The sequence below is a fragment of the Streptomyces sp. NPDC059866 genome, assembly GCF_042731325.1.
GTDB lineage: Bacteria > Actinomycetota > Actinomycetes > Streptomycetales > Streptomycetaceae > Streptomyces > Streptomyces flavusporus.
Genome location: NZ_JBHWJT010000025.1, coordinates 116,743 through 141,651, shown reverse-complemented (window position 1 = coordinate 141,651; position 24,909 = coordinate 116,743). Strand labels below are relative to the sequence as shown.

Genomic DNA, 24,909 nt, shown 5'->3' with positions numbered 1-24,909 from the left:
TCGTTCGGTTCGTGCGATTCCATGGTCGGTCGAGCGCCGTAAGGTGTCAACCGCTGTGGATAACCTGCGGACGGCTGAGGGAACGGGCTGTGCCGGGCGGGTCGGCCTGAGTACCGTTCGCGTGCAAGGGGGGCTGCCGGGCGGCGGAGACGGACAGGGATCGGGGCGGAATGGACGCGCATCGCGCGAAGGACGCGTACGGCGGAGCTGCGAGCGTTCCGCACGGGCCGGGTGAACAGGACGGACCCGACGTGGTGAGTGCGCCGCAGGAGCTCCGCACCGGCGTCGCCGCCCTCTCGCTCCGCTACCGGATCGGCGTCGCGCTGGCCCTCGCGGTCGTCGCGGTCGCCGTCTGTGTCCACATCGGGATGGTCTTCCTGCACGTCGCGCCGTCGAACACGGTCACCAAGAAGCACGGTGAGGCGATCGACGAGTGGATCTACCCGGAGTTCGAGCAGAACTGGAAGCTGTTCGCCCCGAACCCGCTCCAGCAGAACATCGCCGTGCAGGTGCGCGCCGAGATCCACACGACGGACGGCGAGATACGCACCACCGGCTGGTACGACCTGTCCGCGCAGGACGGCCGGGCCATCGACGGCAACCTGCTGCCCAGCCACACCCAGCAGAACGAACTGCGCCGCGCCTGGGACTTCTATGTCTCCACGCACGACGGCGACAACCGCCCCTCCGGCCTGCGCGGCGCGCTGAGCGAGACCTATCTGCGCCACATCGTGGTGCTGCGCCTGGACCGTGCGGACGCGGCCGGGCCCGGTGATGTCGTCGAGCGGGTGCAGGTCCGCTCGCAGACCACCAACGTCCGCCCGCCCGACTGGAGCGAGGAGCAGATATCCCTCAAGCCGACGTACCGGGTGCTGCCCTGGTGGTCGGTGCCGCAGAACGAGGCCGAGGGAGGTGTCCGGTGAGCCGTCTCGCCCTGGCCGTCTCCCGCGGGATCGGCCGCGTCACCGAGTCCGCCCTCGGCCCGTACCAGACCGCGGTGATCCGCATCGGATTCGCCGCGACCTGGCTGCTGTTCCTGTTGCGCGAGTTTCCCCATCGGCAGGAGCTGTACGGCCCCGACGGCCCGTGGGGCTGGGACCTCGCCGAGCAGTTGATCGGGGCCAACGGCGCGTTCACCGCCCTGATGTGGTCCGACGGGCAGTTCTGGTTCGAGGCCGTCTACGTGCTCGCCGCTCTGTCGAGCCTGCTGCTGATCGTGGGCTGGCGCACCCGCACCATGTCCGTGCTGTTCATGGTCGGCGTGCTCTCGCTGCAGAACCGCAGCGTCTTCATGGGGGACGGCGGCGACAACGTCCTGCACCTGATGTGCATCTACCTGGTGTTCACGCGGTGCGGCCAGGTGTGGTCGCTGGACGCGCGGCGTGCCCGGCTCGCGCGGGCGGCACGCGCGCGTGGCGAGCGGGTCACCGACCGGACCGGCCCGGTGCTGTGGGGCGTGCTCGGTCTGGCGCTGTTCGCGGTGACCGTGGTGGGGCGGCTGGACGGCGACTGGTTCGTACCGGCGCTGCTGTGGGCCGTGTGGGTGGCGCAGGCCCTGTGGTGGATCGTCGGGCGCCTTGCGCGGACGGCTCAGCCCCGGATCATGCTCGACGTGATCGGCAACGTCCTGCACAACGGTGCCCTGTTGGTGATCATGGCCGAGGCCTGTCTGATCTACGCCACGGCCGGCTGGTACAAGATCCAGGGCTCGCGCTGGCAGGACGGCACCGCGGTCTACTACCCCCTCCACCTCGACTACTTCTCGCCCTGGCCCGCCCTCGCCGACCTGCTGTCGGCCAGCGGCACCTTGGTCATGCTCGTGACGTACGGGACGGTGATCGTGCAGGTCGCCTTCCCGTTCACGCTGTTCCACCGGCGGGTCAAGAACGTCCTCCTGGCCATCATGATCACCGAGCATGCGGTGATCGCCGTGGTCCTCGGGCTGCCGTTCTTCTCACTGGCGATGATCGCGGCGGACGCGGTCTTCCTGCCGACGCCGTTCCTGCGCCGGCTCGGCGACGGTGCCGCACGCGCGCGTGCCCGCCTGTTCCCGCGGGCAGGCGGAACGGTGCCCGCTCAGCGGGACATGGACGACGCCCCCGAGCACACCGGGAAACCCGAGCAGACCCACGTAGGCTTCAGGGCATGACGGAGTCCGCGAGCCACGGCACGAACGGCTCGGCGAGCCCCGACGCGGCGGACTCGGCGAGCCGTGGCGCGACCGGCCCCGCGAAACACCCCGCGACCGGATCGGCCGGCCGCGGCCCGACTGGCGCCGTGCACCAAGCCCCGCCCGGTCCGGCAAGCCTCGGTGCCGCCGGTCCCGCACATCGGCAGGCCGTCGACCCCGTCGGCGTCTGGCGGCGGCTCGTCGGTGGCTCTGTGCTGCTCGACGGTTTCCACGCGCTCAAGCACGCCGTGCGTTTCGGGGCCGAGGTGCCCCTGGCGGTCACCGTCGACCGGGCGGCCGCACTTGCACTCGCCGACGAGCTGGCTCCGGACGTACGGGAGACGCTGGACGCGCTGCTCACACAGGTCACGGAGTCGACGTACACGTCCCTCGTGCCGCGCCCCCATCCCACGGCCGTGGCCGCCCTGGCCGTACGGCCGTCCCGCGAGGCCAACCTGCGGACGCTGGCCCGCACGCCCCGCAGCGCGCCCGTCGTCGTACTCGACCAGCCGCGCAACCTGGGCAACGCCGGCGCGGTCATCCGGCTGGCCGCCGGCTTCGGGGCGACCGGCGTGGTCACGACCGGCACGCTCGACCCCTGGCATCCCACGGTGGTACGCGGCGGAGCCGGGCTGCACTTCGCCACCGCGGTGGAGCGGCTGGCCGTCGACGAGCTCCCGCCGGGGCCGGTGTTCGCCCTCGACCCGGAGGGCGAGGACATCCGCGGCCTGAAGCTGCCGGACGACGCGCTGCTCGCCTTCGGCTCGGAGCGCAGCGGCCTGTCCGCGGACCTGCGCGCGCGGGCCGACCATCTGGTGGCGCTGCCGATGCGCCCCCAGGTCTCCAGCTACAACCTCGCGACCAGCGTGGCCATGACGCTGTACCACTGGAGCGCCACCGGGGGCGCACCGATCAAGGCCTAGGCCTCGCGCCGCACCTCCACCATCCGGAACCGGTTCGCCACGAACGCGCCGTCGGTGAGGGCCGCGTTGGCCGCCGGGTTGCCGCCCGAGCCGTGGAAGTCGGAGAACGCGGCCGTCTGGTTGACGTACACCCCGCCGGTGAGGTTCAGGGACAGCTGCGCGGCCTCCTCCAGGCAGGCCTCCTCGACCGCACGCTCGACCTCCTCGTCGGTCGTGTACGCGCCCACCGTCATCGCGCCCTTCTCCCTGATGGTCCGCCGCAGCAGCTCCACCGCGTCGGCCGCGGAGTCGACGGCCACGGCGAAGGAGACGGGCCCGAAGCACTCGCTCATGTACGCGGCCTCGTCGTCCGGCTTGGCCCCGTCCAGCTTCACGATCACGGGCGTACGGACCACCGCGCCCGGGAACTCCGGGTTGACGACCTCCCGCGAGGCGAGAGCGACCTCGCCGAGGCCGGCCGCGGCCTCGAGGCGGGCCTTGACGTCCGGGTTGACGATGGCGCCGAGCAGGGCGTTCGCGCGCGCGTCGTCACCGAGGAGCCCGTCGACCCCCTTCGCCAGGTCGGCGACCACCTCGTCGAAGGACCGGGGGCCCTGGTCGGTGCGGATGCCGTCCCGTGGGACGAGGAGGTTCTGCGGCGTGGTGCACATCTGGCCGCTGTACAGCGACAGGGAGAACGCCAGGTTGGCGAGCATGCCCTTGTAGTCGTCGGTGGACTCCACGACCACCGTGTTGACACCGGCCTTCTCCGTGAAGACCTGCGCCTGGCGGGCGTTGGCCTCCAGCCAGTCGCCGAACGCCGTCGAACCGGTGTAGTCGATGATCCGGATCTCGGGGCGGGTGGCGAGCGTCCTGGCGATGCCCTCGCCGGGCCGCTCGGCGGCCAGTGCGACCAGGTTCGGGTCGAAGCCCGCTTCGGCGAGCACCTGGCGCGCGACCTGCACGGTCAGCGCCAGCGGCAGCACCGCGCGCGGGTGGGGCTTGACCAGGACGGCATTTCCGGTGGCGAGGGAGGCGAACAGGCCCGGGTAGCCGTTCCACGTCGGGAAGGTGTTGCAGCCGATGACCAGCGCGATCCCGCGCGGCACCGGCGTGAACCGCTTGGTCAGCGCGAGCGGCTCCCGCTTGCCCTGGGGCTTGGTCCACTCCGCGGTGTCGGGCGTGCGGACCTGCTCCACGTACGCGTACGCCACCGCCTCCAGGCCGCGGTCCTGCGCGTGCGGGCCGCCCGCCTGGAACGCCATCATGAAGGCCTGGCCGCTGGTGTGCATCACCGCGTGCGCGAACTCGTGCGTCCGGTCGCTGATCCGCTTGAGGATCTCCAGACACACCATCGCCCGGATCTCCGCGCCCGCGTCGCGCCACGAGCGCTGTCCGGCCTTCATGGCGGGCAGCAGGACGTCGAGGTCCGCGTGCGGGTAGGTGACGCCCAGCTCGATGCCGTACGGCGAGGTCTCGCCGCCCGTCCAGTCGTCCGTGCCGGGCTGGCCGAGGTCCAGGCGGGTGCCCAGGAGGGCGTCGAAGGCGGCCTTGCCCGCTGCCGCGTCCAGGCTGCCGTTCTCCCCGTAGGCCTTGGGGTGTTCGGGGTGCGGGGACCAGTACGCGCGCGTGCGGATCGCTTCCAGCGCCTGGTCGAGGGTGGGCCGGTGCTGGGCGATCAGCTCGTGGGCGGTGAGTTCGGCGGCCATGCGGGACCAACTCCTTGTCTCGGAACTCTTCGTCGAGCTCATGACCTGGGCAGAGACATGGGCAGAAACAGGCAGTCAGAGTTAGAGTAACCGAACGATCGGTCGGGACAAGGGGGTCCGCCGCATCTGTGGAAAACCCCGTGCGGGAGGATCGCGCACATGACAGCACTCGACCTCAGCAGCCCCGTGGCCGTCGTCGGCACCGGCACCATGGGCCAGGGCATCGCCCAGGTGGCGCTGGTCGCGGGCCACTCCGTACGGCTGTACGACGCCGTCCCCGGGCGGGCCCGGGAAGCGGCCGACGCGATCGCCGCCCGGCTCGACCGGCTCGTCGAGAAGGACCGGCTCACCGGCGTCGACCGGGACGCCGCGCGTGCCCGGCTGCTGCCCGCCGAGAGCCTCGCCGAGCTCGCCGACTGCGCGCTGGTCGTCGAGGCCGTTCTGGAGCGGCTGGACGTGAAGCAGGAGCTGCTGCGCGCGCTGGAGGACGTCGTCGCCGAGGACTGTCTGCTCGCCACCAACACCTCGTCGCTGTCGGTGACCGCCATCGGCGGCGCCCTGCGCGCCCCGGGCCGCTTCGTGGGCCTGCACTTCTTCAACCCCGCCCCGCTGCTGCCGCTCGTCGAGGTCGTCTCCGGGTTCGCCACCGACGTCACCTCGGCCACGCGCGCGTACGAGACGGCACGCGCCTGGGGCAAGTCCCCGGTCGCCTGCGCCGACACCCCCGGCTTCATCGTCAACCGCATCGCCCGGCCGTTCTACGCGGAGGCCTTCGCGGTGTACGAGGCGCAGGGCGCCGACCCCGCCACCATCGACGCCGTCCTGCGCGAGTCGGGCGGCTTCCGGATGGGCGCCTTCGAACTGACCGACCTCATCGGGCAGGACGTCAACGAGTCCGTCACGCACTCCGTGTGGCAGTCCTTCTTCCAGGACGTGCGCTTCACGCCGTCGCTCGCCCAGCGGCGGCTGGTCGAGTCCGGCCGGCTGGGCCGCAAGAGCGGGCAGGGCTGGTACGACTACCGCGAGGGCGCCGAGCAGTCCGAGCCGCACACCGCGGAGCCGGCCCGGCCGCCCGCGTACGTCGTCGCCGAGGGTGATCTGGGCCCGGCCGCCGAGCTGCTCGCGCTGATCCGCGAGGCGGGCATCCCGGTCCGCGAGGAGGAAGAGGACCACGGCTCCCGGCTGGTCCTGCCCGGCGGCGGCCAGCTGGTCCTCGCCGACGGCCAGACCTCCGTGGAGTTCCGGGACGTCGTCTACTTCGACCTCGCGCTCGACTACCGCAAGGCCACCCGCATCGCCCTGTCCGCCTCCCAGGACACCGCCCCGCAGACCCTCGCAGAGGCCACCGGCCTGTTCCAGGCGCTCGGCAAGAAGGTCAGTGTCATCGGCGACGTGCCCGGCATGATCGTCGCCCGCACGGTCGCGCGGATCGTCGATCTGGCGCACGACGCCGTCGCCAAGGGCGTCGCCACGGAAGAGGACATCGACACCGCCATGCGCCTGGGCGTCAACTACCCCCTTGGCCCCTTCGAATGGAGCCGCCGCCTCGGCCGCAACTGGGCGTACGCCCTCCTCGACGACCTGCACCTGCGCGACCCGTCCGGGCGCTACGCGCCGTCCCTCGCGCTGTACCGCCACGCGTACGCCACCGACAAGCGGGAGGGCAGCACCTCATGACCACCGCCAAGCGCGACACGTACACGCCGGAGACGCTGCTGTCGGTCGCCGTCCAGGTCTTCAACGAGCGTGGCTACGACGGCACCTCCATGGAGCACCTGTCCAAGGCGGCCGGCATCTCCAAGTCGTCGATCTACCACCACGTCACGGGCAAGGAGGAGCTGTTGCGCCGGGCCGTGAGCCGGGCGCTGGACGGGCTCTTCGGGATCCTCGACGAGGAGCACGCGCGCGTGGGGCGGGCCGCCGGGCGCCTCGAGTACGTCGTACGGCGCATGGTCGAGGTGCTGATAGCCGAGCTGCCGTACGTGACGCTGCTGCTGCGCGTGCGCGGCAACACGGACACCGAGCGGTGGGCCCTGGAACGGCGGCGCGACTTCGATCACCGGGTCGCCGAACTGCTGAAGGCGGCCGCCGCGGACGGGGACGTGCGCGGCGACGTGGAGGTGAGGCTCGCCACCCGGCTGGTCTTCGGGATGATCAACTCGATCGTCGAGTGGTACCGGCCCGACGGCCGGGGCATGAGCGAGCGCGAAGTGGCCGACGCGGTGGTGCGGTTGGTGTTCGGCGGGCTCAGACAGGACTTCTGACGTTCAGCCCTGCGGCTCCAGGTCCTCTTCCTCGAACACCAGCAGTGTGCGCGTGCTGAGCACCTCCGGGATCGCCTGGAGCCGGGTGAGCACCAGCTCGCGCAGCGCCCGGTTGTCGGAGGTGTGCACCAGGAGCAGCACATCGAAATCGCCCCCGACGAGGGCGATGTGAGAGGCGCCGGGCAGCTGTCTGAGCTGCTCGCGCACCGTACGCCAGGAGTTCTGGACGATCTTCAGGGTGATGTACGCCGATGTCCCCTGGCCGGCCCGTTCATGGTTCACGCGGGCACCGAAGCCGCGAATGACGCCGTCCTCGACGAGGCGGTTGATCCGCGTGTAGGCGTTCGCGCGCGAGACATGGACCCGTTCGGCGACGGACCGCACCGATGCGCGGCCGTCGGCCTGGAGCATCCGGAGGATGTCCTGATCTATGGCGTCGAGCGGACGCGGCGGCGGCACGGCGGAACCGGCCTCCGGGCCCTCGGCCATTTGTTCAGATGCCATGTCCCCCCGCCTCCCTACCATGGACGTAATGCGTCCATCTCAGGTTGTGGAGAACCGTTTGTCCACAGCCCGCGGGGGCCTGTAGCCAAAATGTGCCGTCGACCGAACAATCGGTAGGTGAGGCGCATCACAGCCGACGCGCCTCTCGTAGCCGCTCCCACGAGGAGGTGCCGTTATGACGGTCATGGAGCAGCGTGGCGCGTATCGGCCGTCGCCGCCGCCCGCCTGGCAGCCCCGTACCGACCCCGCGCCGCTGCTGCCCGACGCGGCTCCGTACCGCGTCCTCGGCACCGAGGCGGCCGCCAAGGCCGACCCCGAGCTGCTGCGCCGGCTGTACACGCAGCTGGTGCGCGGCCGCCGTTACAACGCGCAGGCCACCGCCCTTACCAAGCAGGGCCGCCTCGCCGTCTACCCCTCCAGCACCGGCCAGGAGGCCTGCGAGGTCGCCGCCGCCCTGGCCCTGCAGGACCGCGACTGGCTCTTCCCCAGCTACCGGGACACCCTCGCCGCCGTCGTACGCGGCGTGGACCCCGTCCAGGCCCTCACCCTGCTGCGCGGCGACTGGCACACCGGCTACGACCCCTACGCCCACCGCGTCGCCCCCCTGTGCACCCCGCTCGCCACCCAGCTCCCGCACGCCGTCGGCCTCGCGCACGCCGCCCGCCTCAAGGGCGACGACGTGGTCGCGCTCGCCCTGGTCGGTGACGGCGGCACCAGCGAGGGCGACTTCCACGAGGCGCTGAACTTCGCCGCCGTGTGGCAGGCGCCGGTCGTCTTCCTGGTCCAGAACAACGGTTTCGCGATCTCCGTCCCGCTCGCCAAGCAGACCGCCGCCCCCTCCCTGGCCCACAAGGCCGTCGGGTACGGCATGCCGGGCCGCCTGGTCGACGGCAACGACGCCGCGGCCGTGCACGAGGTCCTCGCCGACGCCGTACAGCACGCGCGCGCGGGGGGTGGTCCGACGCTCGTGGAGGCGGTGACGTACCGCATGGAGGCCCACACGAACGCGGACGACGACAAGCGCTACCGACCCGACTCCGAGGTCGAGGCCTGGCGGGACCATGATCCGATCGCGCTCCTGGAGCGGGAGTTGACCGAGCGCGGCCTCATCGACGAGTCCGGCATCCAGCACGCGCGCGAGGACGCCGAGGTCCTCGCCGCCGACCTGCGCGCACGCATGAACCAGGATCCGGTCCTCGACCCCAGGGACCTGTTCGCCCATGTCTACGCCGAACCCACGCCGCAACTGCGCGAGCAGCAGGACCAGTTGAACGCGGAGCTCCAGGCCGAGCAGGAAGGGACGCACCTATGACCACGGTCGCCGTGAAGCCCGCCACCATGGCGCAGGCCCTCACGCGCGCGCTCCGCGACGCGATGGCCGCCGACCCGGCCGTGCACGTCATGGGCGAGGACGTCGGCACGCTCGGCGGCGTCTTCCGCGTCACCGACGGGCTGGCCGAGGAGTTCGGCGACGACCGCTGCACGGACACGCCGCTCGCCGAGGCGGGCATCCTCGGGACGGCCGTCGGCATGGCCATGTACGGACTGCGCCCGGTCGTCGAGATGCAGTTCGACGCCTTCGCGTATCCCGCGTTCGAGCAGCTCATCAGCCACGTGTCCCGTATGCGCAATCGCACCCGCGGGACGATGCCGCTGCCGATCACCATCCGCGTGCCGTACGGCGGCGGAATCGGCGGCGTCGAACACCACAGCGACTCCTCCGAGGCGTACTACATGGCGACTCCGGGGCTCCATGTCGTCACGCCCGCGACCGTCGCCGACGCCTACGGGCTGCTGCGGGCCGCCATAGCCTCCGACGACCCGGTCGTCTTCCTGGAACCCAAGCGGCTGTACTGGTCGAAGGACGCCTGGAACCCGGACGACCCCCAGACCGTTGAACCCATTGGCCGCGCGGTGGTGCGGCGCTCCGGCCGGAGCGCCACGCTCATCACGTACGGGCCGTCCGTACCCGTCTGCCTCGAAGCCGCCGAGGCGGCACGGGCCGAGGGGTGGGACCTCGAAGTCGTCGACCTGCGCTCCCTGGTGCCGTTCGACGACGAGACGGTCTGCGCCTCGGTACGGCGGACCGGGCGAGCGGTCGTCGTACACGAGTCGGGCGGGTTCGGTGGGCCGGGCGGGGAGATCGCGGCCCGAGTCACGGAGCGCTGCTTCCACCATCTGGAGGCACCGGTGCTGCGCGTGGCCGGGTTCGACATCCCCTATCCGCCGCCGATGCTGGAGAAGCACCATCTGCCCGGCGTCGACCGGATCCTGGACGCCGTGGCGCGTCTGCAATGGGAGGCCGAGAGCTGATGGCACAGGTGCTGGAGTTCAAGCTCCCCGACCTCGGGGAGGGGCTCACCGAGGCGGAGATCGTGCGCTGGCTGGTGCAGGTCGGCGACGTCGTCGCCGTCGACCAGCTGGTCGTCGAGGTCGAGACGGCCAAGGCGATGGTCGAGGTGCCCTGCCCCTACGGCGGCGTGGTCACGGCCCGCTTCGGCGAGGAGGGCACGGAACTGCCCGTCGGGGCACCGCTGCTGACGGTCGCGGTGGGCGCGTCGGCCGCCGGCGGTGCGACCGACGGCGAGGGCCTGGGCGAGCGGGATGCCGAGGGCTCGGACGCGGGCTCCGGCAACGTCCTCGTGGGCTATGGCACGGGTGCGCCTCCGGCGCGGCGCCGGAGGGTGCGTCCCGCGTCCGAGACGGCTCCCGCGCGGGCGGGGGCCTCGCGAGAGGCTCCCGCGGCTCAAACGGCTCCATCGGCTCCGAAGTCGCCGGTCAGGCCCGCGGAAGGCCACGCCAACGGTGCAGCCCACCACGACGGCAGCCGTGGTGAAGGCCCTGTGCCGGTGATCTCGCCCCTCGTCCGGCGCCTCGCCCGCGAGAACGGGCTGGACCTGCGGGAGCTGACGGGCTCCGGCCCCGACGGCCTGATCCTGCGGGCGGACGTGGAGTACGCGCTGCGGGCCGCCGCCGCACAGGGACGTACAGCCCGGCCGACCGAGCCGCACGCGCGCGTGTCGGCCGTTCCGGCCGCAGCCACCGAGCCTCACGCCCCTACTCCCGCCCTTGGCGGCACCCGCGTGCCCCTCAAGGGCGTCCGGGGCGCGGTTGCCGACAAGCTCTCCCGCAGCCGGCGCGAGATACCGGACGCGACCTGCTGGGTGGATGCCGACGCCACGGAGCTGATGCGGGCCCGCACCGCCATGAACGCGACCGGGGGACCGAAGATCTCCCTGCTCGCCCTGCTGGCCCGGATCTGCACGGCGGCGCTCGCCCGGTTCCCCGAGCTCAACTCCACGGTCGACATGGACGCCCGGGAAGTCGTCCAGCTCGACCATGTGCACCTCGGCTTCGCCGCACAGACCGAGCGGGGGCTCGTCGTGCCCGTCGTACGGGACGCCCACGCGCGCGACGCCGAGGGGCTGACCGCGGAGTTCGCCCGGCTGACCGAGGCGGCCCGGGCCGGGACGCTCACGCCCGCGGAACTCACCGGCGGCACCTTCACGCTGAACAACTACGGCGTGTTCGGCGTCGACGGCTCCACACCGATCATCAACCACCCCGAGGCGGCCATGCTCGGCGTCGGCCGTATCGTCCCCAAGCCCTGGGTGCACGAGGGCGAGCTGGCGGTGCGGCAGGTCGTCCAGCTGTCGCTCACCTTCGACCACCGGGTGTGCGACGGCGGCACGGCGGGTGGCTTCCTGCGGTATGTCGCGGACTGTGTGGAACAGCCGGCGGTGCTGCTGCGGACCCTGTGATCGGCCGGTTCGCCCGCGTTCCCTGAGGTCGCGGTGGCACGCATACTCAGGGGGTGACAGAGAATCAGCCGCCCACGAGCCCCGCAGCCGGTGACGCCGGCGGTTACGACGCCGTCGTACTCGCCGGCGGTGCCGCGCGGCGGCTCGGCGGTGCGGACAAGCCCGGCGTACGCGTGGGCGGGCGGGCGCTGCTCGACCGGGTACTCGCCGCCTGCGCCGACGCACGGACCACGGTCGTCGTCGCCGATCCCCGTCCGACGGCTCGGCCCGTGACCTGGGCGCGCGAGGAGCCGCCCGGCGGCGGTCCGCTCGCCGCCCTCGCAGCGGGCCTGCAGCACACCGCCGCCGACCGGGTGCTCGTGCTCTCCGCGGACCTGCCCTTCCTCGACGGACGGACCGTGGACCGCCTGCTGTCCACCCTGGACACGGCGGGTGAGGAAGACGAGGGCGGGGCCGACGGTGTCGTCCTCACCGACCCCACCGGCCGGGACCAGCCGCTCGTGGCCGCCTACCGTGCCCGGCACCTGCACCGGACGTTCGCGTCCCTCGGGACCGAACACGGCGGCCTCACCGGGCTGCCTCTGCGGCTGCTCACCGCCGCACTGAATCTCACGCGTATCTCCGACCCCGTCGCGTCCTTCGACTGCGACACCTGGGACGACATCGCCACCGCCAGGGCACGCATCAGGGAGCATGGTCACGTGCTGGATGAATGGATTTCCGCAGTCAAGGACGAACTGGGCATCGACCTCGAGGTCGACACCGGTGTGCTGCTCGACCTCGCCCGCGACGCCGCCCACGGCGTGGCGCGGCCCGCGGCACCGCTGACCACCTTCCTCGTCGGCTACGCCGCGGCCCGCGCCGGCGGCAGCCCAGAAGCCGTCGCCGAGGCCTCCCGCAAGGCGGCGGCCCTGGCGCAGCGCTGGGCGGAGGAGGACGCCGCCGACAACGACGCGAAGCCCGCCCCCGCGACCGACCCCCGCCCGGACGCCGGATGACCGCCCGCGGTATCCGCCACAGCGAGGACGACGAGGATCTCGGCGTCGAGGAGGTACTGGCTCTCGTGAAGGAGGACAGGGACACCGCGGCCGTGCCCTCCCCGCAGGACGGCACCGGAGCGCACGACAGCCCCGCCCCGCTCCGGCACCAGGCCGCCTCGCGCGCAGCGGACGGGCGCCACAAGGCCACCCCATGGCCCGAGGCCCGCGAGACCGCAGCCCGCGCCGCCCGCGCCGGCGTCCGTCGCGCTCCCGTCTCCGTGCCCCTCGACGCAGCCCTGGGCCTCGTGCTGGCCGCTCCCCTCACCGCGCTCACCGACCTCCCCTCCTTCGACACCTCCGCGATGGACGGGTGGGCGGTCGCCGGACCCGGCCCTTGGGCGGTACGGGACGAGGGTGTGCTGGCCGGGCACGCGGAGCATGAGCCCCTCGCGGACGGTGAGGCCGTCCGGATCGCCACCGGCGCCCGTATCCCCCTGGACACGACCGCGGTGCTGCGCAGCGAGCACGGCCGCACGGACGACAAGGGCCGACTGCACGCCGGTCGCGAGCTGCCGCACGGTCAGGACATCCGCCCCCGCGGACAGGAGTGCTGTAGCGGCGACCACCTCCTGGCCCCCGGAACCCTCGTGACCCCCGCCGTGCTCGGCCTTGCCGCAGCCGCCGGATACGACACCCTCACCGCCGTTCCCCGCCCCCGTGCCGACGTCCTCGTCCTCGGCGACGAACTGCTCACCGAGGGCCGGCCGCACGACGGACTCATCCGGGACGCGCTCGGCCCCATGCTGCCGCCCTGGCTGCGCGCGCTCGGCGCCGAGGTCACCGCGGTGCGCCGACTCGGCGACGACGCCGAAGCCCTGTACCGGGCGATCACCGGAAGTGACGCCGACCTCGTCGTCACCACGGGCGGCACCGCCGCGGGCCCTGTCGACCACGTCCACCCCACCCTGCGCCGCATGGGCGCAGAGCTCCTGGTGAACGGGGTCAAGGTGCGCCCCGGCCACCCCATGCTGCTGGCCCGCACCAAGGAGAACCAGCACCTCGTCGGCCTGCCCGGCAACCCCCTCGCCGCGGTCTCCGGCCTGCTCACGCTCGCCGAGCCCGTCCTGCGGACGCTGGCCGCCCGCCCGGCGCAGGAGCCGTACGCGCTGCCGGTGACGGACGCGGTGCACGGCCATCCGTACGACACCCGGATCATCCCCGTCGTTCTGCGCGGCGACCGTGCGGTGCCGCTGCACTACAACGGTCCGGCCATGCTGCGCGGGGTCGCGGCCGCCGATGCTCTCGCGGTCGTACCGCCGGGCGGTACTCGGCCCGGTCAGGAGGTGGAGCTCCTGGATCTGCCGTGGGCGGCGGCCGGGATCGGGGTGTGTTTCACGTGAAACGTCGCGCCGGGCCCTACCCGGCCGCCGCGGACACGGGTCGGCTGATGGTGATGACCCGGTCTCCCGGCCGGAGTTGGGCGCGCCGGCCCTCGTCGTAGTCCAGCACCTTCTTGTCGCGTACGACCGCCACGACCAGGTCCGCACACTCGCGGGGCGTCCGGCCCGCCTCGTCCTGGGTGACCGCCCGCTCGATGAGGTCCATCCCGCTGCCGAGGGTCATCAGGTCCTCCAGGGTCCGGGCCACGGGCGGGCTGGCCATGAACGTCCCCAGCAGCCGCCCGGCCGAGCTGGAACTGGTGACGACGGTGTCCGCGCCGCTCTGCTTGAGCAGCGGTACGTTCTCGTCCTCCCGGACGGCGGCGACGATCGTGGCGTGGCGGTTCAGCTGGCGTGCGGTGAGCGTGACCAGAGTGGCCGTCTCGTCGCGCTGCGGGGCGATGATCACGCGGGAGGCGCGGTGGAGTTCCGCCTTCAGCAGGGTCTCGGAGCGCGTGGCGTCGCCGGTGACCGCCACCAGGCCGTCGTCGCCGGCGGCCTCGACCGCCTTGCCCTGCGTGTCCACGACGACGATCCGCTCCTTGCCGATGCCCTGTCCGATCAGCGTCTGCACGGCGTGCCGGCCCTTGGTGCCATAGCCGATGACCACGACGTGATCCCGGGTGCGGGCCCGCCACCGGTGGATGCGGACCTGCTGGCGGGTGCGCTCGGTGAGCACCTCCAGGGTCGTGCCGACCAGGATGATCAGGAACAGCACGCGCAGCGGCGTGATGACGAAGATGTTGGTGAGCCGGGCGGCGTCGCCGACCGGGGTGATGTCGCCGTATCCGGTGGTGGAGAGCGTGACGGTGGCGTAGTACGCGGCGTCCAGCAGGTCGACGGAGCCGTCGGAGTTGTCGGTGTAGCCCTCGCGGTCGACATAGACGATCAAGATGGTGATGACCAGCACCAGTATGGCCATGAACAGGCGCTTGAGGACCTGCTGGAGCGGCGGTACGACACCCTGCACGGGCATCGCGATCGAACGGCCCGCCTCCGCGTCGTCGCGTGCCTCCTTGCGTGAGCGGCTCCAGAGGGACCGCAGGATGGAGCGGGTCACCCTCCGGGAAGATGGCTGCTCGTCGTCCCTCATCGTCTGCCCCCTGCGGCCGTGATCCTGACAGTGGCCCCCATGGTTCCGCACAGCATCCGCAGCAGTCACCGAGCCCCCCGGCCCGACACGCCGCCCGGCCGGGCAGTCTCCGGGGCGCGGTAGCGTCGGACCCGGTGCCGGACGGGCGCCCGACTTCTCTGACACCGCTGGAGGTCTCCCTTGCGCGACCACACCGTCGTCGTCGGTTTTGGCACGAAGGGGCGGGCAGCGATCCAGGCCGTCTGCGCCAAGGGGCTGAAGAAGGAACAGGTCGTCGTGATCGACCCCAGCAGCAAGGCGATCGCCGCCGCGACGGACGAGGGCTACGCCGGCGTGGTCGGGGACGCCACCCGCAGCGATGTGCTGAAACGGGCCGAGGTGCAGCGGGCGGGGCAGATCGTCATCGCGACCGAGCGCGACGACACGGCCGTCCTCGTGGCGCTGACTGCCCGGCAGCTCAACTCGGGCGCGAAGATCGTGGCCGCGGTGCGGGAAGAGGAGAACGCGCCGCTGCTGAAGCAGTCCGGCGCCGACGAGGTCATCACCAGCGCCGGAGCGGCCGGCCGTCTGCTGGGCCTGTCCGTGCTGAGCCCCGCCGCCGGCCTGGTCATGGAGGACCTCATCCGGCAGGGCAGTCGCCTGGACGTCGTCGACCGGCCGGTCACCAAGACCGAGATGGGCAGGAGCCCGCGCGACATGGACGACCTGGTGATCAGCGTCGTACGCGGGCACCGGGTCCTGCACTACGACGATCCGGCCGTGGGTGCCCTGGAGCTGACGGACCGGGTGATCACCATCGTGCCTCGGGCCGCACCGGACAACCGGCGCGGCCCGAGGAGCTGAGCGATGCCTACTTGCGGTTGTACAGCCGCATCGTGATCGGCCCGAAGACGAGCACGAACAGCCCGGCCCAGCCCAGCGACCAGGCGATCTCGTCGGCCGGCCAGTCGCCCCCCATCAGCCCCCGCACCGCCGAGGACAGATGCGTGACCGGGCTGTTGTTGACGAACGCCTGCAGCCAGCCCGGCATGGTGCGCGGGTCGACGAAGACGTTGGACAGGAAGGTCAGCGGGAAGATCACCATCATGCTGACGCCCATGACCGACTTCTCGGTGCGCAGCAGCAGCCCGAACATCGTCCAGATCCACGAGAAAGCGAACGAGAAGACGATCAGCAGCGCGATCCCGGCGATCACGCCGCCGACGCCGCCGTCCGGCCGGTAGCCGAGGATCATGCCGACGGTGAGCATCACCACGGACGCGATGGTGTAGCGCAGCGCATCGCCCAGCAGGTAGCCGACCATCGTCGACGGCCGCCAGATGGGCAGGGTGCGGAACCGGTCGAACACGCCCTTCTCGATGTCGGTGTTGACCGAGACACCGGTGTACATCGTGATCATCACGACGGACATCACCAGGATGCCCGGCAGCAGGAACTGGATGTACTCCTTCGGCGAACCGGCCAGCGCCCCGCCGAACAGGTACGTGTACATCAGCACCATCATGATCGGGAACGCCGTGACGTCGAACAGCTGCTCCGGCACGTGCTTGATCTTGAGCATCGCCCGCCAGCCGAAGGTCAGCGACGTCGACAGCGCGCTCGGGCGCGACGGCCGCTCCTTGGCGACGAGCAGCCCGGCCAGCGACTCGGTGCTGACGGGGGCCAGTTCCTTGGCCTCGGTGGGGGTCACGGTACTCATGCGGCTGCCCCGTCCTTCACGTCGTCGGCCTGGTCGTGCACCTTGGTGTCATGTCCGGTGAGGGCGAGGAACACCTCGTCCAGGCTGGGCTGGCCCAGCGAGAAGTTGTCGACGACGATGCCGCCGCGGGCCAGTTCGGCGAGCGCCTGGGCGGCCTGCTCAGCCGCGCCCTGACCGTTCGCCGCACCGGCGCCGACCCGGGCCGTCAGCGCCACGGGATCCGGTTCCAGCTGTACGTCCGCCTGCAGCACCAGCCGCAGCACCCGCGAGGCCTCCGGCCGCTGCTCCGGATCCCGCAGCCGCAGATGCACGGACCCGGCTCCGACCGACGACTTCAACTCGCCCTTCGTTCCCTCGGCGATCACCTTGCCGCGGTCGATGACGGCGATCCGCGAGGCCAGCTGGTCGGCCTCGTCCAGATACTGCGTGGTCAACAGCACGGTCGTGCCCTGGGCGACGACCGCGCGCACGATGTCCCACACCTGGTTGCGGCTGCGCGGGTCCAGACCGGTGGTCGGCTCGTCGAGGAAGAGCAGGTCGGGCGTGTTCAGGATGGACGCGGCGATGTCGATACGACGCCGCATGCCGCCGGAGTAGTTCTTGACCTGCTTGCCGGCCGCGTCCGTCAGTCCGAAGGCCTCCAGCAGCTGGGCGGCGCGCTCACGTGCGGCCTTCTTGCCGTGGCCGAGGAGCCGGCCGAGCAGGACCAGGTTCTCCGCGCCGGTCAGGTCCTCGTCGACGGACGCGTACTGACCGGTCAGGCTGACCCGGCTGCGCACCTCGTCCGCCTCCCGGACGACATCGTGCCCGAAGACATGCGCTTCTCCGCCGTCCGGCCTGAGCAGGGTGGCGAGCATCTTCACGGTGGTCGTCTTGCCGGCGCCGTTCGGACCGAGAACGCCGTACACCGTTCCGGTGGGAACGGCCAGGTCGACGCCGTCGACGGCCCTGGTCTCGCCGAACGTCTTCACCAAGCCCGCTGTCTCAATGGCCAGACCGGGCGTCTGCTGGCTCATATGGGGTGTCCTTCCGCGTACTCCGGTTACGCATGGGAGACCTCCACGGTCGCGCAAACTCATCGGTCGCGCACAGGGATTTCTCACGGGTTCGGCCCAGCGACGGAGGGGGGTTCGGCCGGACGACTGAGAAGACTCGGTCCGGCGGCTGAGGGGGCTCGGTCCGGCGAGGAGGAAGGTTCGGTCCTTGAGAGGGGCTCGGTCCGGCGACGGGGAAGGTTCGGTCCAGTAGCGTCCCCCTCATGCATGCGATCACGATTCCCGAACCTGGTGGGCCCGAGGCGCTGGTGTGGGACGAGGTCCCGGATCCGGTGCCCGGCGAGGGCGAGGTCCTGGTCGAGGTGGCGGCCAGCGCCGTCAACCGGGCCGACATCCTGCAACGGCAGGGCTTCTACAATCCGCCGCCCGGCGCGTCCCCCTACCCCGGCCTGGAGTGCTCCGGGCGCATTGCCGCACTCGGAGGGGGCGTCGCCGGGTGGGCCGTCGGCGACGAGGTCTGCGCGCTGCTCTCCGGAGGCGGCTACGCCGAGAAGGTCGCCGTCCCGGCCGGCCAGCTGCTGCCGGTTCCCGCAGGTGTGGGCCTGCAGCAGGCCGCAGCGCTGCCCGAGGTGACCTGCACGGTCTGGTCGAACGTCTTCATGGTCTCCCACCTCCGCCCCGGCGAGACCCTCCTCGTGCACGGCGGGTCCAGCGGCATCGGCACCATGGCGATCCAGCTCGCCAAGGCCGTCGGCGTCAAGGTCGCCGTCACGGCCGGAACCGGGGAGAAGCTGGAGCGCTGTGCCGAGCTGGGCGCCGACATCCTGATCAACTACCGGGACCAGGACTTCGTCGAGGAGGTCAGGAAGGCCACCGACGGCGCCGGGGCCGACGTCATCCTCGACAACATGGGCGCCAAGTACCTGGACCGCAACGTCCGCACCCTCGCCGTCAACGGCCGGCTCGCGATCATCGGCCTGCAGGGCGGCGTCAAGGGCGAGCTGAACATCGGCGCGCTCCTGAACAAGCGGGCCGCGATCAGTGCGACCTCGCTGCGCGCCCGCCCGCTCGACGAGAAGGCGGCGATCGTCGCGGCCGTACGCGAGCACGTCTGGCCCCTGCTCGCGGCCGGCCACGTCCGCCCGGTCGTCGACCGCGAACTCCCGATGCGTGAGGCCCCTGCGGCCCACCGTCTGGTGGAGGAGAGCGGCCACGTCGGAAAGGTCCTGCTCACCACGTCCTGATCGTCAGCCCTGGCTCCGGCGCACCCGAAGGGCGACGAAGGCGAGCCCGAGCCCGAGTCCGATCAGCACCAGACCGCTGCCCAGCGGCAGGATCTTCAGCACCGGTTCGCCGGTGGCCTCGGACTCCGCGACGGCCTGCCGCACCGGCTCTTCCTGCCCCGGCGGCGCGGTGGGCGCGGGCTCGTCGGACGCCGGCGGTGATGCGGATACGTCGTCGTCGGCGCCGTCCCCTGTCGGCGGTGCCGTCGCGGCCCCGGTCGCTGCCGGCTCCTGCCGCCCCGGCCGCGCCCGCCCCTCACCCGCCCGGCTCCCGGCCCGCGTCGGCTCACCGGCGGACGCGGAGCCGGAGGGGGTGCCGCTCGGCGAGGGCGGCTTCGCGTCGTACGTCGATATGGCCCCATACGTCGATACGGCCCCGTACGTCGAAACGGCCCCGTACGTCGAAACGGCCCCGCACGAGACCACGGCCACCCCCACCCCCACAGACACCCCCGTCGCACGCCATATGCGCAGCCATGGAGTCACGTCGGTGACCCCCTCCCGGAGCCAGGTTCGTCACAATCGGAACGATCAACGGAACAAGCCTCACATTCGCTGTCGATCCCGGCATTCCGGATGCCTCCGAGTGGTGGTAAGTCGGTGGATCACCCACCACAGGGGGCACCGCGATGATGAGGTGTACCGGTGCGAGAGAATGACGGCATGGAGATGCCGAGGAACGACAGGTCGCCGGAGAACGCCCAGAAGATCCTGGTCGTGGGCCAGGACGGTATGGCTCTCGGCGGCACGGACGAGGACTCCCACGAGATCCCGGTGACCGAGCAGGTCGAGCAGCCGGCCAAGGTCATGCGGATCGGCAGCATGATCAAGCAGCTGCTCGAGGAGGTGCGTGCTGCTCCTCTGGACGAGGCCAGCCGGGTCCGGCTCAAGGAGATCCACGCCAGCTCGGTGAAGGAGCTGGAGGACGGCCTGGCACCGGAGCTCGTCGAGGAACTGGAGCGGCTCTCCCTGCCGTTCACGGACGAGGCGACCCCCAGCGACGCAGAACTGCGGATCGCGCAGGCCCAGTTGGTCGGTTGGCTGGAAGGCCTCTTCCACGGGATCCAGACGACGCTGTTCGCCCAGCAGATGGCCGCGCGTGCCCAGCTGGAGCAGATGCGCCGCGCCCTCCCGCCGGGCGTCGCCCACGAGGGCAACGACGACCCGCGCGCGGGTGGCCGCTCGGGCGGGCCCTACCTGTAGGCCCGCCGGGTCCGCCAGATCCGGCAGACAGCCCCACCGCCAAAAGGCCCGGCACGTGCCGGGCCTTTCCCTTCAAGCGCCTTCAAGCGCCTTGAGCACCCGTCCCGTCAGGCCGACGGCGGGTTGCCCGTCGAGACCTTGAGGGTGATCTCGGGCATGTCCTCGGGGTCGACGTCCGTGCCGGCTGGCGGGAACTGCTCCCTGACCGAGCCTTCGCCGTACGTGTTCTCGTCGACCTTCACTTCCTTCACCTGCCAGCCGGCGGCCTGGAGGCACTCCTTGACTGACTTGATGTACTTGAAGGTGAAGTCCGGAACCTGGATCTTCTCGGGGTCGTTGTACGACTCCTCCGGTTCCGTGCACTCCTCCTTGTCGATGGTCTTCGACGTGTCCGGCCCGCGGTAGCCCGCCGCCTTGGTGGCCGAGGCGGACGCGCTGGCGTCGCCGCCCCCGCCCTCGTTGTTGCTGTCGCCGCCGTTCAGCATCAGTGCCGCGATCAGGCCGCCGACCGCGATCACTGCGACGACGATCGAGCCGATGATCACCGGCTTGTTGCTCTTGCCCCCGCCCGAAGGTGCCTGGGGCTGCGGCGTGATGTTGTACGGCGGCGGCGTGGACGGGGTCGGCTGCGGCGAGTACGCGGACGGGTTCGGCGTCTGGTAGCCGCCCTGCTGCGGATAGCCGTACGCCGGGGAGGGCGTCGGAGTGCCGTACGGGTTCGGCGTCGGCGTCGGCTGGTACGGCGTCTGGACACCCCCCGTGGGCGCCGGGGTGGACTGGTCGACCGGCGGGAACACCGCGGAGCCGACGCCCGCACCGCTCTGCGTCTGGGTGCCCGGCACGATGCTCGGCGGGGCCGCCTGGAAGGACGCGGCCACGCGCAGGCACTCGTCGCGCATGGACGCGGCGGTCGGGAAGCGCTCGTTCGGGTTCTTCTTCAGCGCGCGGGTGACCAGCGCGTCGACGGCCGGCGGCAGGGAACGGTTGATCGAGGAGGGCGCGACCGGCTCCTCCTGCACGTGCGCGTACGCGATGGCCAGCGGTGAGTCCGCGTCGAACGGCAGCCGCCCGGTGACCAGTTGGAACAGCATGATGCCGACCGAGTACAGGTCGGACCGGGCATCCACCCCGCGGCCCAGTGCCTGTTCCGGCGAGAGGTACTGCGGGGTGCCGACGACCATGCCGGTCTGTGTCATCGAGGTCACGCCGGACTGCATGGCACGGGCGATGCCGAAGTCCATGACCTTGACGACGCCGCGCTTGGTCATCATCACGTTGCCCGGCTTGATGTCCCGGTGGACCAGGCCCATCTCGTGGCTGATCTCCAGCGCTGCGAGCACGTCCGCGGTGATCTTCAGGGCCTTGTCGGCGGGCATCGCGCCGTACTGCCGTACATCCTCGTCGAGGACCGACCCCAGCGGGCGGCCCTCGACGTACTCCATGACGATGTACGGCGTTGTCATGGAGTCGAGCTCGTCCTCGCCGGTGTCGAAGACCGAGACGATGTTGGTGTGCGTGAGCTTCGCCACCGCCTGCGCCTCGCGGCGGAAGCGCTCGCGGAAGGCCTGTTCGCGGCCCAGTTCGGTGTGCAGCGTCTTGATCGCGACCTGACGGTCGAGCACCGAGTCGTATGCGAGGTGCACCGAGGCCATGCCGCCCTGGCCGAGCAGATCACGCAGTTGATAGCGGCCGCCGGCGAGCGCCCGTCCCATGTACCGGCCCTGTGCGCCGTCCTGGCTCATCTTTCTGCGTCCCCCATAGGCGCCGCGGCAGCGGTGCCGCTGTGCTCCCGCGTTGATCGAATGTCGTTGATCGAATGTGTTATTCCCGGCCAAGTCTGCCCCAGGGCACTGACACGTCAAGCTCGGTGCCCGTTCCGTGACCGTACGCGAAAGAAGCGTCGCGGAAGCGTTACAGCGGCCGTACGGCCGGTACACAGGATTTGCACGACACCACGGCGCGAGGGTTTGATGACCGGTTCGACGGGCGGTCCGTCCCGGGCCGGTCCCGGTATCCATCTGGGACCGGCGGCTTGCGCGGAGGCTGTAGCGTGGCCGACGGAGACCGTAACAACACCGCGCGCACCGCGGGCAGAAACGACGGCGAGGACTGATGGCACAGCAGCAGCGCGCTCAGGGCCCGTCCGACCCCGAGGCGACTGGCGGCGGGATGTCAGATGCGCCGGAAATGTGGGGTAACGGAGGGCTTGTCGGGGACGGCCGGTATCGGCTGACCCGCAGACTCGGCCGGGGCGGCATGGCCGAGGTGTTCGCGGCCGAGGACGTGCGCCTCGGGCGCACCGTGGCGGTCAAGCTGCTGCGCTCCGATCTCGCCGAGGACCCGGTGTCCAAGGCCCGCTTCACGCGCGAGGCCCAGTCCGTGGCGGGCCTCAACCACCACGCGATCGTCGCTGTGTACGACTCCGGCGAGGACTTCGTGGGCGGCCAGTCGGTGCCGTACATCGTGATGGAGCTGGTCGAGGGCCGCACCATCCGCGATCTGCTGCTCAACGCCGAGGCGCCCGGCCCGGAGCAGGCCCTGATCATCGTCTCCGGTGTCCTTGAGGCGCTCGCCTACTCGCACCAGCACGGCATCGTGCACCGCGACATCAAGCCGGCGAACGTCATCATCACCCACAACGGCGCCGTCAAGGTGATGGACTTCGGCATCGCGCGCGCGTTGCACGGCGCGTCCACAACCATGACGCAGACCGGCATGGTCATGGGCACCCCGCAGTACCTCTCCCCGGAGCAGGCCCTCGGCAAGGCCGTCGACCACCGCTCCGACCTGTATGCGACCGGCTGTCTGCTGTACGAACTCCTCGCGCTGCGCCCGCCGTTCGTCGGCGAGACCCCGCTGTCGGTGGTCTACCAGCACGTCCAGGACATCCCGACGCCGCCGTCCGAGGCCTCCGACGTCTCGCCGCCGGAGCTCGACGGCCTCGTCATGCGCTCGCTCGCCAAGGACCCCGACGACCGCTTCCAGACCGCCGAGGAGATGCGCGGGCTGGTCCAGTACGGCCTGCAGATGCTGTACGACCAGGGCGGCCACACCGGCACCTGGAACACCGGCCCGGTGAACCTGCACGAGGGCGGTCAGACCCCGGCGAGGGGCATGGCGGGCACGACCGTGCTGCCGCACTCGGCCGAGGGCACCACGCAGATCCCGCAGCCGATCCTGCCGCCCTACGGCGGTGGCGACGACGGCGGTTTCGAGGGGCACGGCAACAAGGGCAGTGGCCGCGGCAAGCTGTGGATTCTCGCCGCCCTCGCCGTGATCGCCGTCGTGGCCGGTGTCGCGCTGGCGCTGCAGAACACCGGCGGTGGTAAGGGCGGTGGCGGCACCACGCAGTCGCCGACCACCTCGCAGACCACCGAGAAGGACAAGACCAGCAAGTCGCCGAGCGAGGACGAGTCCGAGCAGCCCACGGACACCTCGACGGAGGAGGACGACACGGGCACGGGCGGCGACTGGGACTACACCCCGTCCTACACGCCCTCGTACACGCCGTCCGCCACGCCGAGTGGTGAGCCCTCGGAGACCCAGCCGACGGACACCGAGCCGACGGACACGGAACCGACGGACACGGAACCGACGGACACCGAGCCGACGGACGTGGAGCCGACGGACGTGGAGCCGACGGACAATACGGCGGGCACCGTCAACGGCGGCACCGAGGGCGGCGGCCTCTGAGCCGCAGCCGGTGACGCGGGGCGTACGTCACTGCACGAACGCCCCGCACACCGCCTCGTACTCCCGCGTCCACCACACCGCGAGCGCCGAAGCGGCCGGGAACTGGGAGTCCGCGCGGGTGTCGCCGCGTTCGTAGTGCCAGCGCAGCATCCAGAAGTCGTTCAGGCGCTCCCACCACACGCGGTGCACGGCCGCCGCGAGCTCCGAGGGCGCCGCTCCGGCGGCACGCCGGTACGCGCGCGCGTACGCCCGCACCTTGGGCAGGTCGAGGGTGCCCGCCGGGCGTACGAAGAAGATCGCGGCGGCCCGTACGGCCTCTTCCGCGCGGGGTTGGACGCCGAGCCGGTCCCAGTCGACGATCGCGGCCGGGGCGTCCCCCTGATAGAGCAGGTTGAACGGGTGGAAGTCGCCGTGCACCCAGCCCACCGAGCCACCGCGCGGGGGACGCCGGTCCGCGTGCCGCTCCAGCAGCGTGCGCCGTTCCAGGAGCCGGTGCCGGGCGAGTTCGTCGAAGGAGTCGGCGGGGCGGTGCCGGCGTACGCGCGCGAGGAGGTCGTCGATGAGGTCGAACGTGTCGGCGGGGTCGGCGCTCTCCACAGGGTGGGGGCTTGTGGCCGGGGGCGTGCGCCCCTTGGGCGGCATCACGCGCTCCAGGCTTGCGTGGACCGCCCCCAGCAGCGCGCCGAGCCGTGCGCACTGGCCGGTGCTGAGCTGGCCGCCGTGCCGGTGCCGGCCGTCGATCCACGGGTGCAGGGCGTACGCGTGGCCGCCGACGACCGCGACCGTGCGCCCGTCCCGGCCTGCCAGCGGCGGGGCCACCGGGACGCCGAGGTCGGCCAGGCGCTGGGTCGCCCGGTGCCGGCGTTCGATCGCGGCGGGGTCGGCGGTGTCGGGGTCGAAGTGGTGCTTGAGGAAGTAGCGGCCGCGGGTCGTGCACAGCCGGTAGCCGCGGTTGAGCAGCCCCTGGTCGACGGGGTCGCAGGTGAGGGCGGATCCGGCGGAGTACTGGCGCAGAAGGACGCTCAGCGGGGGCGCGTGGAGCGCAGGGGGTGGTACACATGGGCGCGGCACGCGCCAGATGCTAGGGCACCTGGCGAGCCTGTGAGCTGGGCGTTGTCACGGGAAGTCGTCGACGGTCGCTTTCGGTCACAAGTGGGTGATCCCGTTCGCGCACCCGCGTGATCGCCGAGGATGAATAGCCTTATTTACCCTTT

General features: G+C 71.6%; 21 protein-coding genes and 1 pseudogene. 14 read left to right on the top strand and 8 right to left on the bottom strand.

Translation table 11 applies throughout. The features are described 5' to 3' along the window. The first annotated feature begins 170 nt into the window (after window positions 1-170). The 3 genes from ACFV7R_RS33555 to ACFV7R_RS33545 all read left to right on the top strand — a co-directional run bounded on the left by ACFV7R_RS33555 (window position 171) and on the right by ACFV7R_RS33545 (window position 3,093). Window positions 171-923 carry a DUF5819 family protein gene (locus ACFV7R_RS33555; RefSeq protein ID WP_385270205.1) on the top strand — a complete coding sequence of 251 codons (753 nt, stop codon included), beginning with the start codon at window positions 171-173 and terminating at the stop codon, window positions 921-923. Next, window positions 920-2,149, top strand: a complete 1,230-nt coding sequence (locus ACFV7R_RS33550) for an HTTM domain-containing protein (protein WP_385270203.1) — start codon at window positions 920-922, stop codon at window positions 2,147-2,149. The genes ACFV7R_RS33555 and ACFV7R_RS33550 overlap by 4 nt, the downstream gene beginning before the upstream one ends. A 233-nt stretch (window positions 2,150-2,382) precedes the next feature. Beyond that, window positions 2,383-3,093 carry a TrmH family RNA methyltransferase gene (locus ACFV7R_RS33545; protein ID WP_385270246.1) on the top strand — a complete coding sequence of 237 codons (711 nt, stop codon included), beginning with the start codon at window positions 2,383-2,385 and terminating at the stop codon, window positions 3,091-3,093. Here the strand turns inward: ACFV7R_RS33545 and paaN are convergent. Beyond that, entirely contained in the window at window positions 3,090-4,781 is a 1,692-nt protein-coding gene (gene paaN, locus ACFV7R_RS33540; protein WP_385270201.1) for a phenylacetic acid degradation protein PaaN, read from the bottom strand. The two genes, ACFV7R_RS33545 and paaN, sit on opposite strands and share 4 nt — an antisense overlap. 159 nt (window positions 4,782-4,940) lie before the next feature. Between paaN and ACFV7R_RS33535 the strand changes: the two genes are divergently transcribed. Then, entirely contained in the window at window positions 4,941-6,458 is a 1,518-nt protein-coding gene (locus tag ACFV7R_RS33535) for a 3-hydroxyacyl-CoA dehydrogenase (RefSeq protein WP_385270200.1), read from the top strand. After that, window positions 6,455-7,045, top strand: a complete 591-nt coding sequence (locus ACFV7R_RS33530) for a TetR/AcrR family transcriptional regulator (RefSeq protein WP_129798888.1) — start codon at window positions 6,455-6,457, stop codon at window positions 7,043-7,045. The genes ACFV7R_RS33535 and ACFV7R_RS33530 overlap by 4 nt, the downstream gene beginning before the upstream one ends. 3 nt (window positions 7,046-7,048) lie before the next feature. Here ACFV7R_RS33530 and ACFV7R_RS33525 read toward each other — a convergent pair whose 3' ends face one another. Then, window positions 7,049-7,534, bottom strand: a complete 486-nt coding sequence (locus ACFV7R_RS33525) for an Lrp/AsnC family transcriptional regulator (RefSeq protein WP_385270244.1) — start codon at window positions 7,532-7,534, stop codon at window positions 7,049-7,051. Between the two features lie 190 nt (window positions 7,535-7,724). Between ACFV7R_RS33525 and pdhA the strand changes: the two genes are divergently transcribed. From pdhA to ACFV7R_RS33500, 5 genes are read left to right on the top strand one after another with little or no spacing between them, the layout of a single operon-like run. Beyond that, window positions 7,725-8,861 carry a pyruvate dehydrogenase (acetyl-transferring) E1 component subunit alpha gene (pdhA, locus tag ACFV7R_RS33520; protein WP_385270197.1) on the top strand — a complete coding sequence of 379 codons (1,137 nt, stop codon included), beginning with the start codon at window positions 7,725-7,727 and terminating at the stop codon, window positions 8,859-8,861. Beyond that, window positions 8,858-9,862: an alpha-ketoacid dehydrogenase subunit beta gene (locus tag ACFV7R_RS33515; RefSeq protein ID WP_385270195.1), complete on the top strand. Its 1,005-nt coding sequence runs from the start codon at window positions 8,858-8,860 to the stop codon at window positions 9,860-9,862. Before pdhA ends, ACFV7R_RS33515 begins: the two co-directional genes overlap by 4 nt. After that, window positions 9,862-11,310, top strand: a complete 1,449-nt coding sequence (locus ACFV7R_RS33510; protein WP_385270193.1) for a dihydrolipoamide acetyltransferase family protein — start codon at window positions 9,862-9,864, stop codon at window positions 11,308-11,310. Before ACFV7R_RS33515 ends, ACFV7R_RS33510 begins: the two co-directional genes overlap by 1 nt. 53 nt (window positions 11,311-11,363) lie before the next feature. Next, complete coding sequence (locus ACFV7R_RS33505; protein ID WP_385270192.1) at window positions 11,364-12,308, top strand: NTP transferase domain-containing protein; 945 nt, start codon at window positions 11,364-11,366, stop codon at window positions 12,306-12,308. Next, a complete protein-coding gene (locus tag ACFV7R_RS33500) occupies window positions 12,305-13,690 on the top strand; it encodes a molybdopterin molybdotransferase MoeA (RefSeq protein WP_385270190.1) in 1,386 nt (461 codons plus the stop codon). Before ACFV7R_RS33505 ends, ACFV7R_RS33500 begins: the two co-directional genes overlap by 4 nt. 16 nt (window positions 13,691-13,706) lie before the next feature. Here the strand turns inward: ACFV7R_RS33500 and ACFV7R_RS33495 are convergent, their stop codons facing one another. Then, window positions 13,707-14,822 (bottom strand): potassium channel family protein, encoded by a 1,116-nt coding sequence (locus ACFV7R_RS33495; protein WP_385270188.1) that lies wholly within the window; start codon window positions 14,820-14,822, stop codon window positions 13,707-13,709. A gap of 162 nt (window positions 14,823-14,984) precedes the next feature. On the opposite strand from ACFV7R_RS33495, the pseudogene ACFV7R_RS33490 reads away from it, so the two are divergent. Further along, window positions 14,985-15,665: pseudogene (locus ACFV7R_RS33490) on the top strand (potassium channel family protein); the annotation flags it as partial. Window positions 15,666-15,672: 7 nt separating this feature from the next. Here ACFV7R_RS33490 and ACFV7R_RS33485 read toward each other — a convergent pair. Both ACFV7R_RS33485 and ACFV7R_RS33480 read right to left on the bottom strand, forming a co-directional pair. Continuing rightward, window positions 15,673-16,521 carry an ABC transporter permease gene (locus tag ACFV7R_RS33485; protein WP_385270186.1) on the bottom strand — a complete coding sequence of 283 codons (849 nt, stop codon included), beginning with the start codon at window positions 16,519-16,521 and terminating at the stop codon, window positions 15,673-15,675. Next, entirely contained in the window at window positions 16,518-17,537 is a 1,020-nt protein-coding gene (locus tag ACFV7R_RS33480; RefSeq protein WP_385270184.1) for an ATP-binding cassette domain-containing protein, read from the bottom strand. The genes ACFV7R_RS33485 and ACFV7R_RS33480 overlap by 4 nt, the downstream gene beginning before the upstream one ends. A gap of 242 nt (window positions 17,538-17,779) precedes the next feature. Here ACFV7R_RS33480 and ACFV7R_RS33475 point away from each other — a divergent pair, with 242 nt between their 5' ends. Next, window positions 17,780-18,760 (top strand): NAD(P)H-quinone oxidoreductase, encoded by a 981-nt coding sequence (locus tag ACFV7R_RS33475; RefSeq protein WP_385270182.1) that lies wholly within the window; start codon window positions 17,780-17,782, stop codon window positions 18,758-18,760. Between the two features lie 3 nt (window positions 18,761-18,763). Here ACFV7R_RS33475 and ACFV7R_RS33470 read toward each other — a convergent pair whose 3' ends face one another. Then, window positions 18,764-19,231, bottom strand: a complete 468-nt coding sequence (locus ACFV7R_RS33470; protein ID WP_385270180.1) for a hypothetical protein — start codon at window positions 19,229-19,231, stop codon at window positions 18,764-18,766. A gap of 231 nt (window positions 19,232-19,462) precedes the next feature. Between ACFV7R_RS33470 and ACFV7R_RS33465 the strand changes: the two genes are divergently transcribed. Further along, the gene (locus tag ACFV7R_RS33465) at window positions 19,463-20,002 is read left to right on the top strand and encodes a bacterial proteasome activator family protein (RefSeq protein ID WP_129798897.1); all 540 of its coding nucleotides are present in this window, start codon (window positions 19,463-19,465) and stop codon (window positions 20,000-20,002) included. Between the two features lie 107 nt (window positions 20,003-20,109). On the opposite strand, the gene ACFV7R_RS33460 is transcribed toward ACFV7R_RS33465, so the two are convergent. Next, entirely contained in the window at window positions 20,110-21,744 is a 1,635-nt protein-coding gene (locus ACFV7R_RS33460) for a protein kinase (protein WP_385270178.1), read from the bottom strand. A gap of 370 nt (window positions 21,745-22,114) precedes the next feature. Here ACFV7R_RS33460 and ACFV7R_RS33455 point away from each other — a divergent pair, with 370 nt between their 5' ends. Further along, a complete protein-coding gene (locus ACFV7R_RS33455; protein ID WP_385270177.1) occupies window positions 22,115-23,695 on the top strand; it encodes a protein kinase in 1,581 nt (526 codons plus the stop codon). 27 nt (window positions 23,696-23,722) lie between these two features. Here the strand turns inward: ACFV7R_RS33455 and ACFV7R_RS33450 are convergent, their stop codons facing one another. After that, on the bottom strand, window positions 23,723-24,766 hold the full coding sequence (locus ACFV7R_RS33450; RefSeq protein ID WP_385270173.1) for a phosphotransferase: 1,044 nt from the start codon (window positions 24,764-24,766) through the stop codon (window positions 23,723-23,725). Window positions 24,767-24,909: the final 143 nt, after the last annotated feature.

What these genes read in the sequence shown, in the direction of transcription:
- ACFV7R_RS33465 (WP_129798897.1), top strand. Translation starts at nt 19,463, where the DNA reads ATGGAGATGCCGAGGAACGACAGGTCGCCGGAGAACGCCCAGAAGATC.
- paaN (WP_385270201.1), bottom strand. Translation starts at nt 4,781, where the DNA reads ATGGCCGCCGAACTCACCGCCCACGAGCTGATCGCCCAGCACCGGCCC.
- ACFV7R_RS33500 (WP_385270190.1), top strand. Translation starts at nt 12,305, where the DNA reads ATGACCGCCCGCGGTATCCGCCACAGCGAGGACGACGAGGATCTCGGC.
- ACFV7R_RS33535 (WP_385270200.1), top strand. Translation starts at nt 4,941, where the DNA reads ATGACAGCACTCGACCTCAGCAGCCCCGTGGCCGTCGTCGGCACCGGC.
- ACFV7R_RS33525 (WP_385270244.1), bottom strand. Translation starts at nt 7,534, where the DNA reads ATGGCCGAGGGCCCGGAGGCCGGTTCCGCCGTGCCGCCGCCGCGTCCG.
- ACFV7R_RS33455 (WP_385270177.1), top strand. Translation starts at nt 22,115, where the DNA reads ATGGCACAGCAGCAGCGCGCTCAGGGCCCGTCCGACCCCGAGGCGACT.
- ACFV7R_RS33510 (WP_385270193.1), top strand. Translation starts at nt 9,862, where the DNA reads ATGGCACAGGTGCTGGAGTTCAAGCTCCCCGACCTCGGGGAGGGGCTC.
- ACFV7R_RS33480 (WP_385270184.1), bottom strand. Translation starts at nt 17,537, where the DNA reads ATGAGCCAGCAGACGCCCGGTCTGGCCATTGAGACAGCGGGCTTGGTG.
- ACFV7R_RS33555 (WP_385270205.1), top strand. Translation starts at nt 171, where the DNA reads ATGGACGCGCATCGCGCGAAGGACGCGTACGGCGGAGCTGCGAGCGTT.
- ACFV7R_RS33475 (WP_385270182.1), top strand. Translation starts at nt 17,780, where the DNA reads ATGCATGCGATCACGATTCCCGAACCTGGTGGGCCCGAGGCGCTGGTG.
- ACFV7R_RS33495 (WP_385270188.1), bottom strand. Translation starts at nt 14,822, where the DNA reads ATGAGGGACGACGAGCAGCCATCTTCCCGGAGGGTGACCCGCTCCATC.
- ACFV7R_RS33460 (WP_385270178.1), bottom strand. Translation starts at nt 21,744, where the DNA reads ATGAGCCAGGACGGCGCACAGGGCCGGTACATGGGACGGGCGCTCGCC.
- ACFV7R_RS33485 (WP_385270186.1), bottom strand. Translation starts at nt 16,521, where the DNA reads ATGAGTACCGTGACCCCCACCGAGGCCAAGGAACTGGCCCCCGTCAGC.
- ACFV7R_RS33530 (WP_129798888.1), top strand. Translation starts at nt 6,455, where the DNA reads ATGACCACCGCCAAGCGCGACACGTACACGCCGGAGACGCTGCTGTCG.
- ACFV7R_RS33515 (WP_385270195.1), top strand. Translation starts at nt 8,858, where the DNA reads ATGACCACGGTCGCCGTGAAGCCCGCCACCATGGCGCAGGCCCTCACG.
- pdhA (WP_385270197.1), top strand. Translation starts at nt 7,725, where the DNA reads ATGACGGTCATGGAGCAGCGTGGCGCGTATCGGCCGTCGCCGCCGCCC.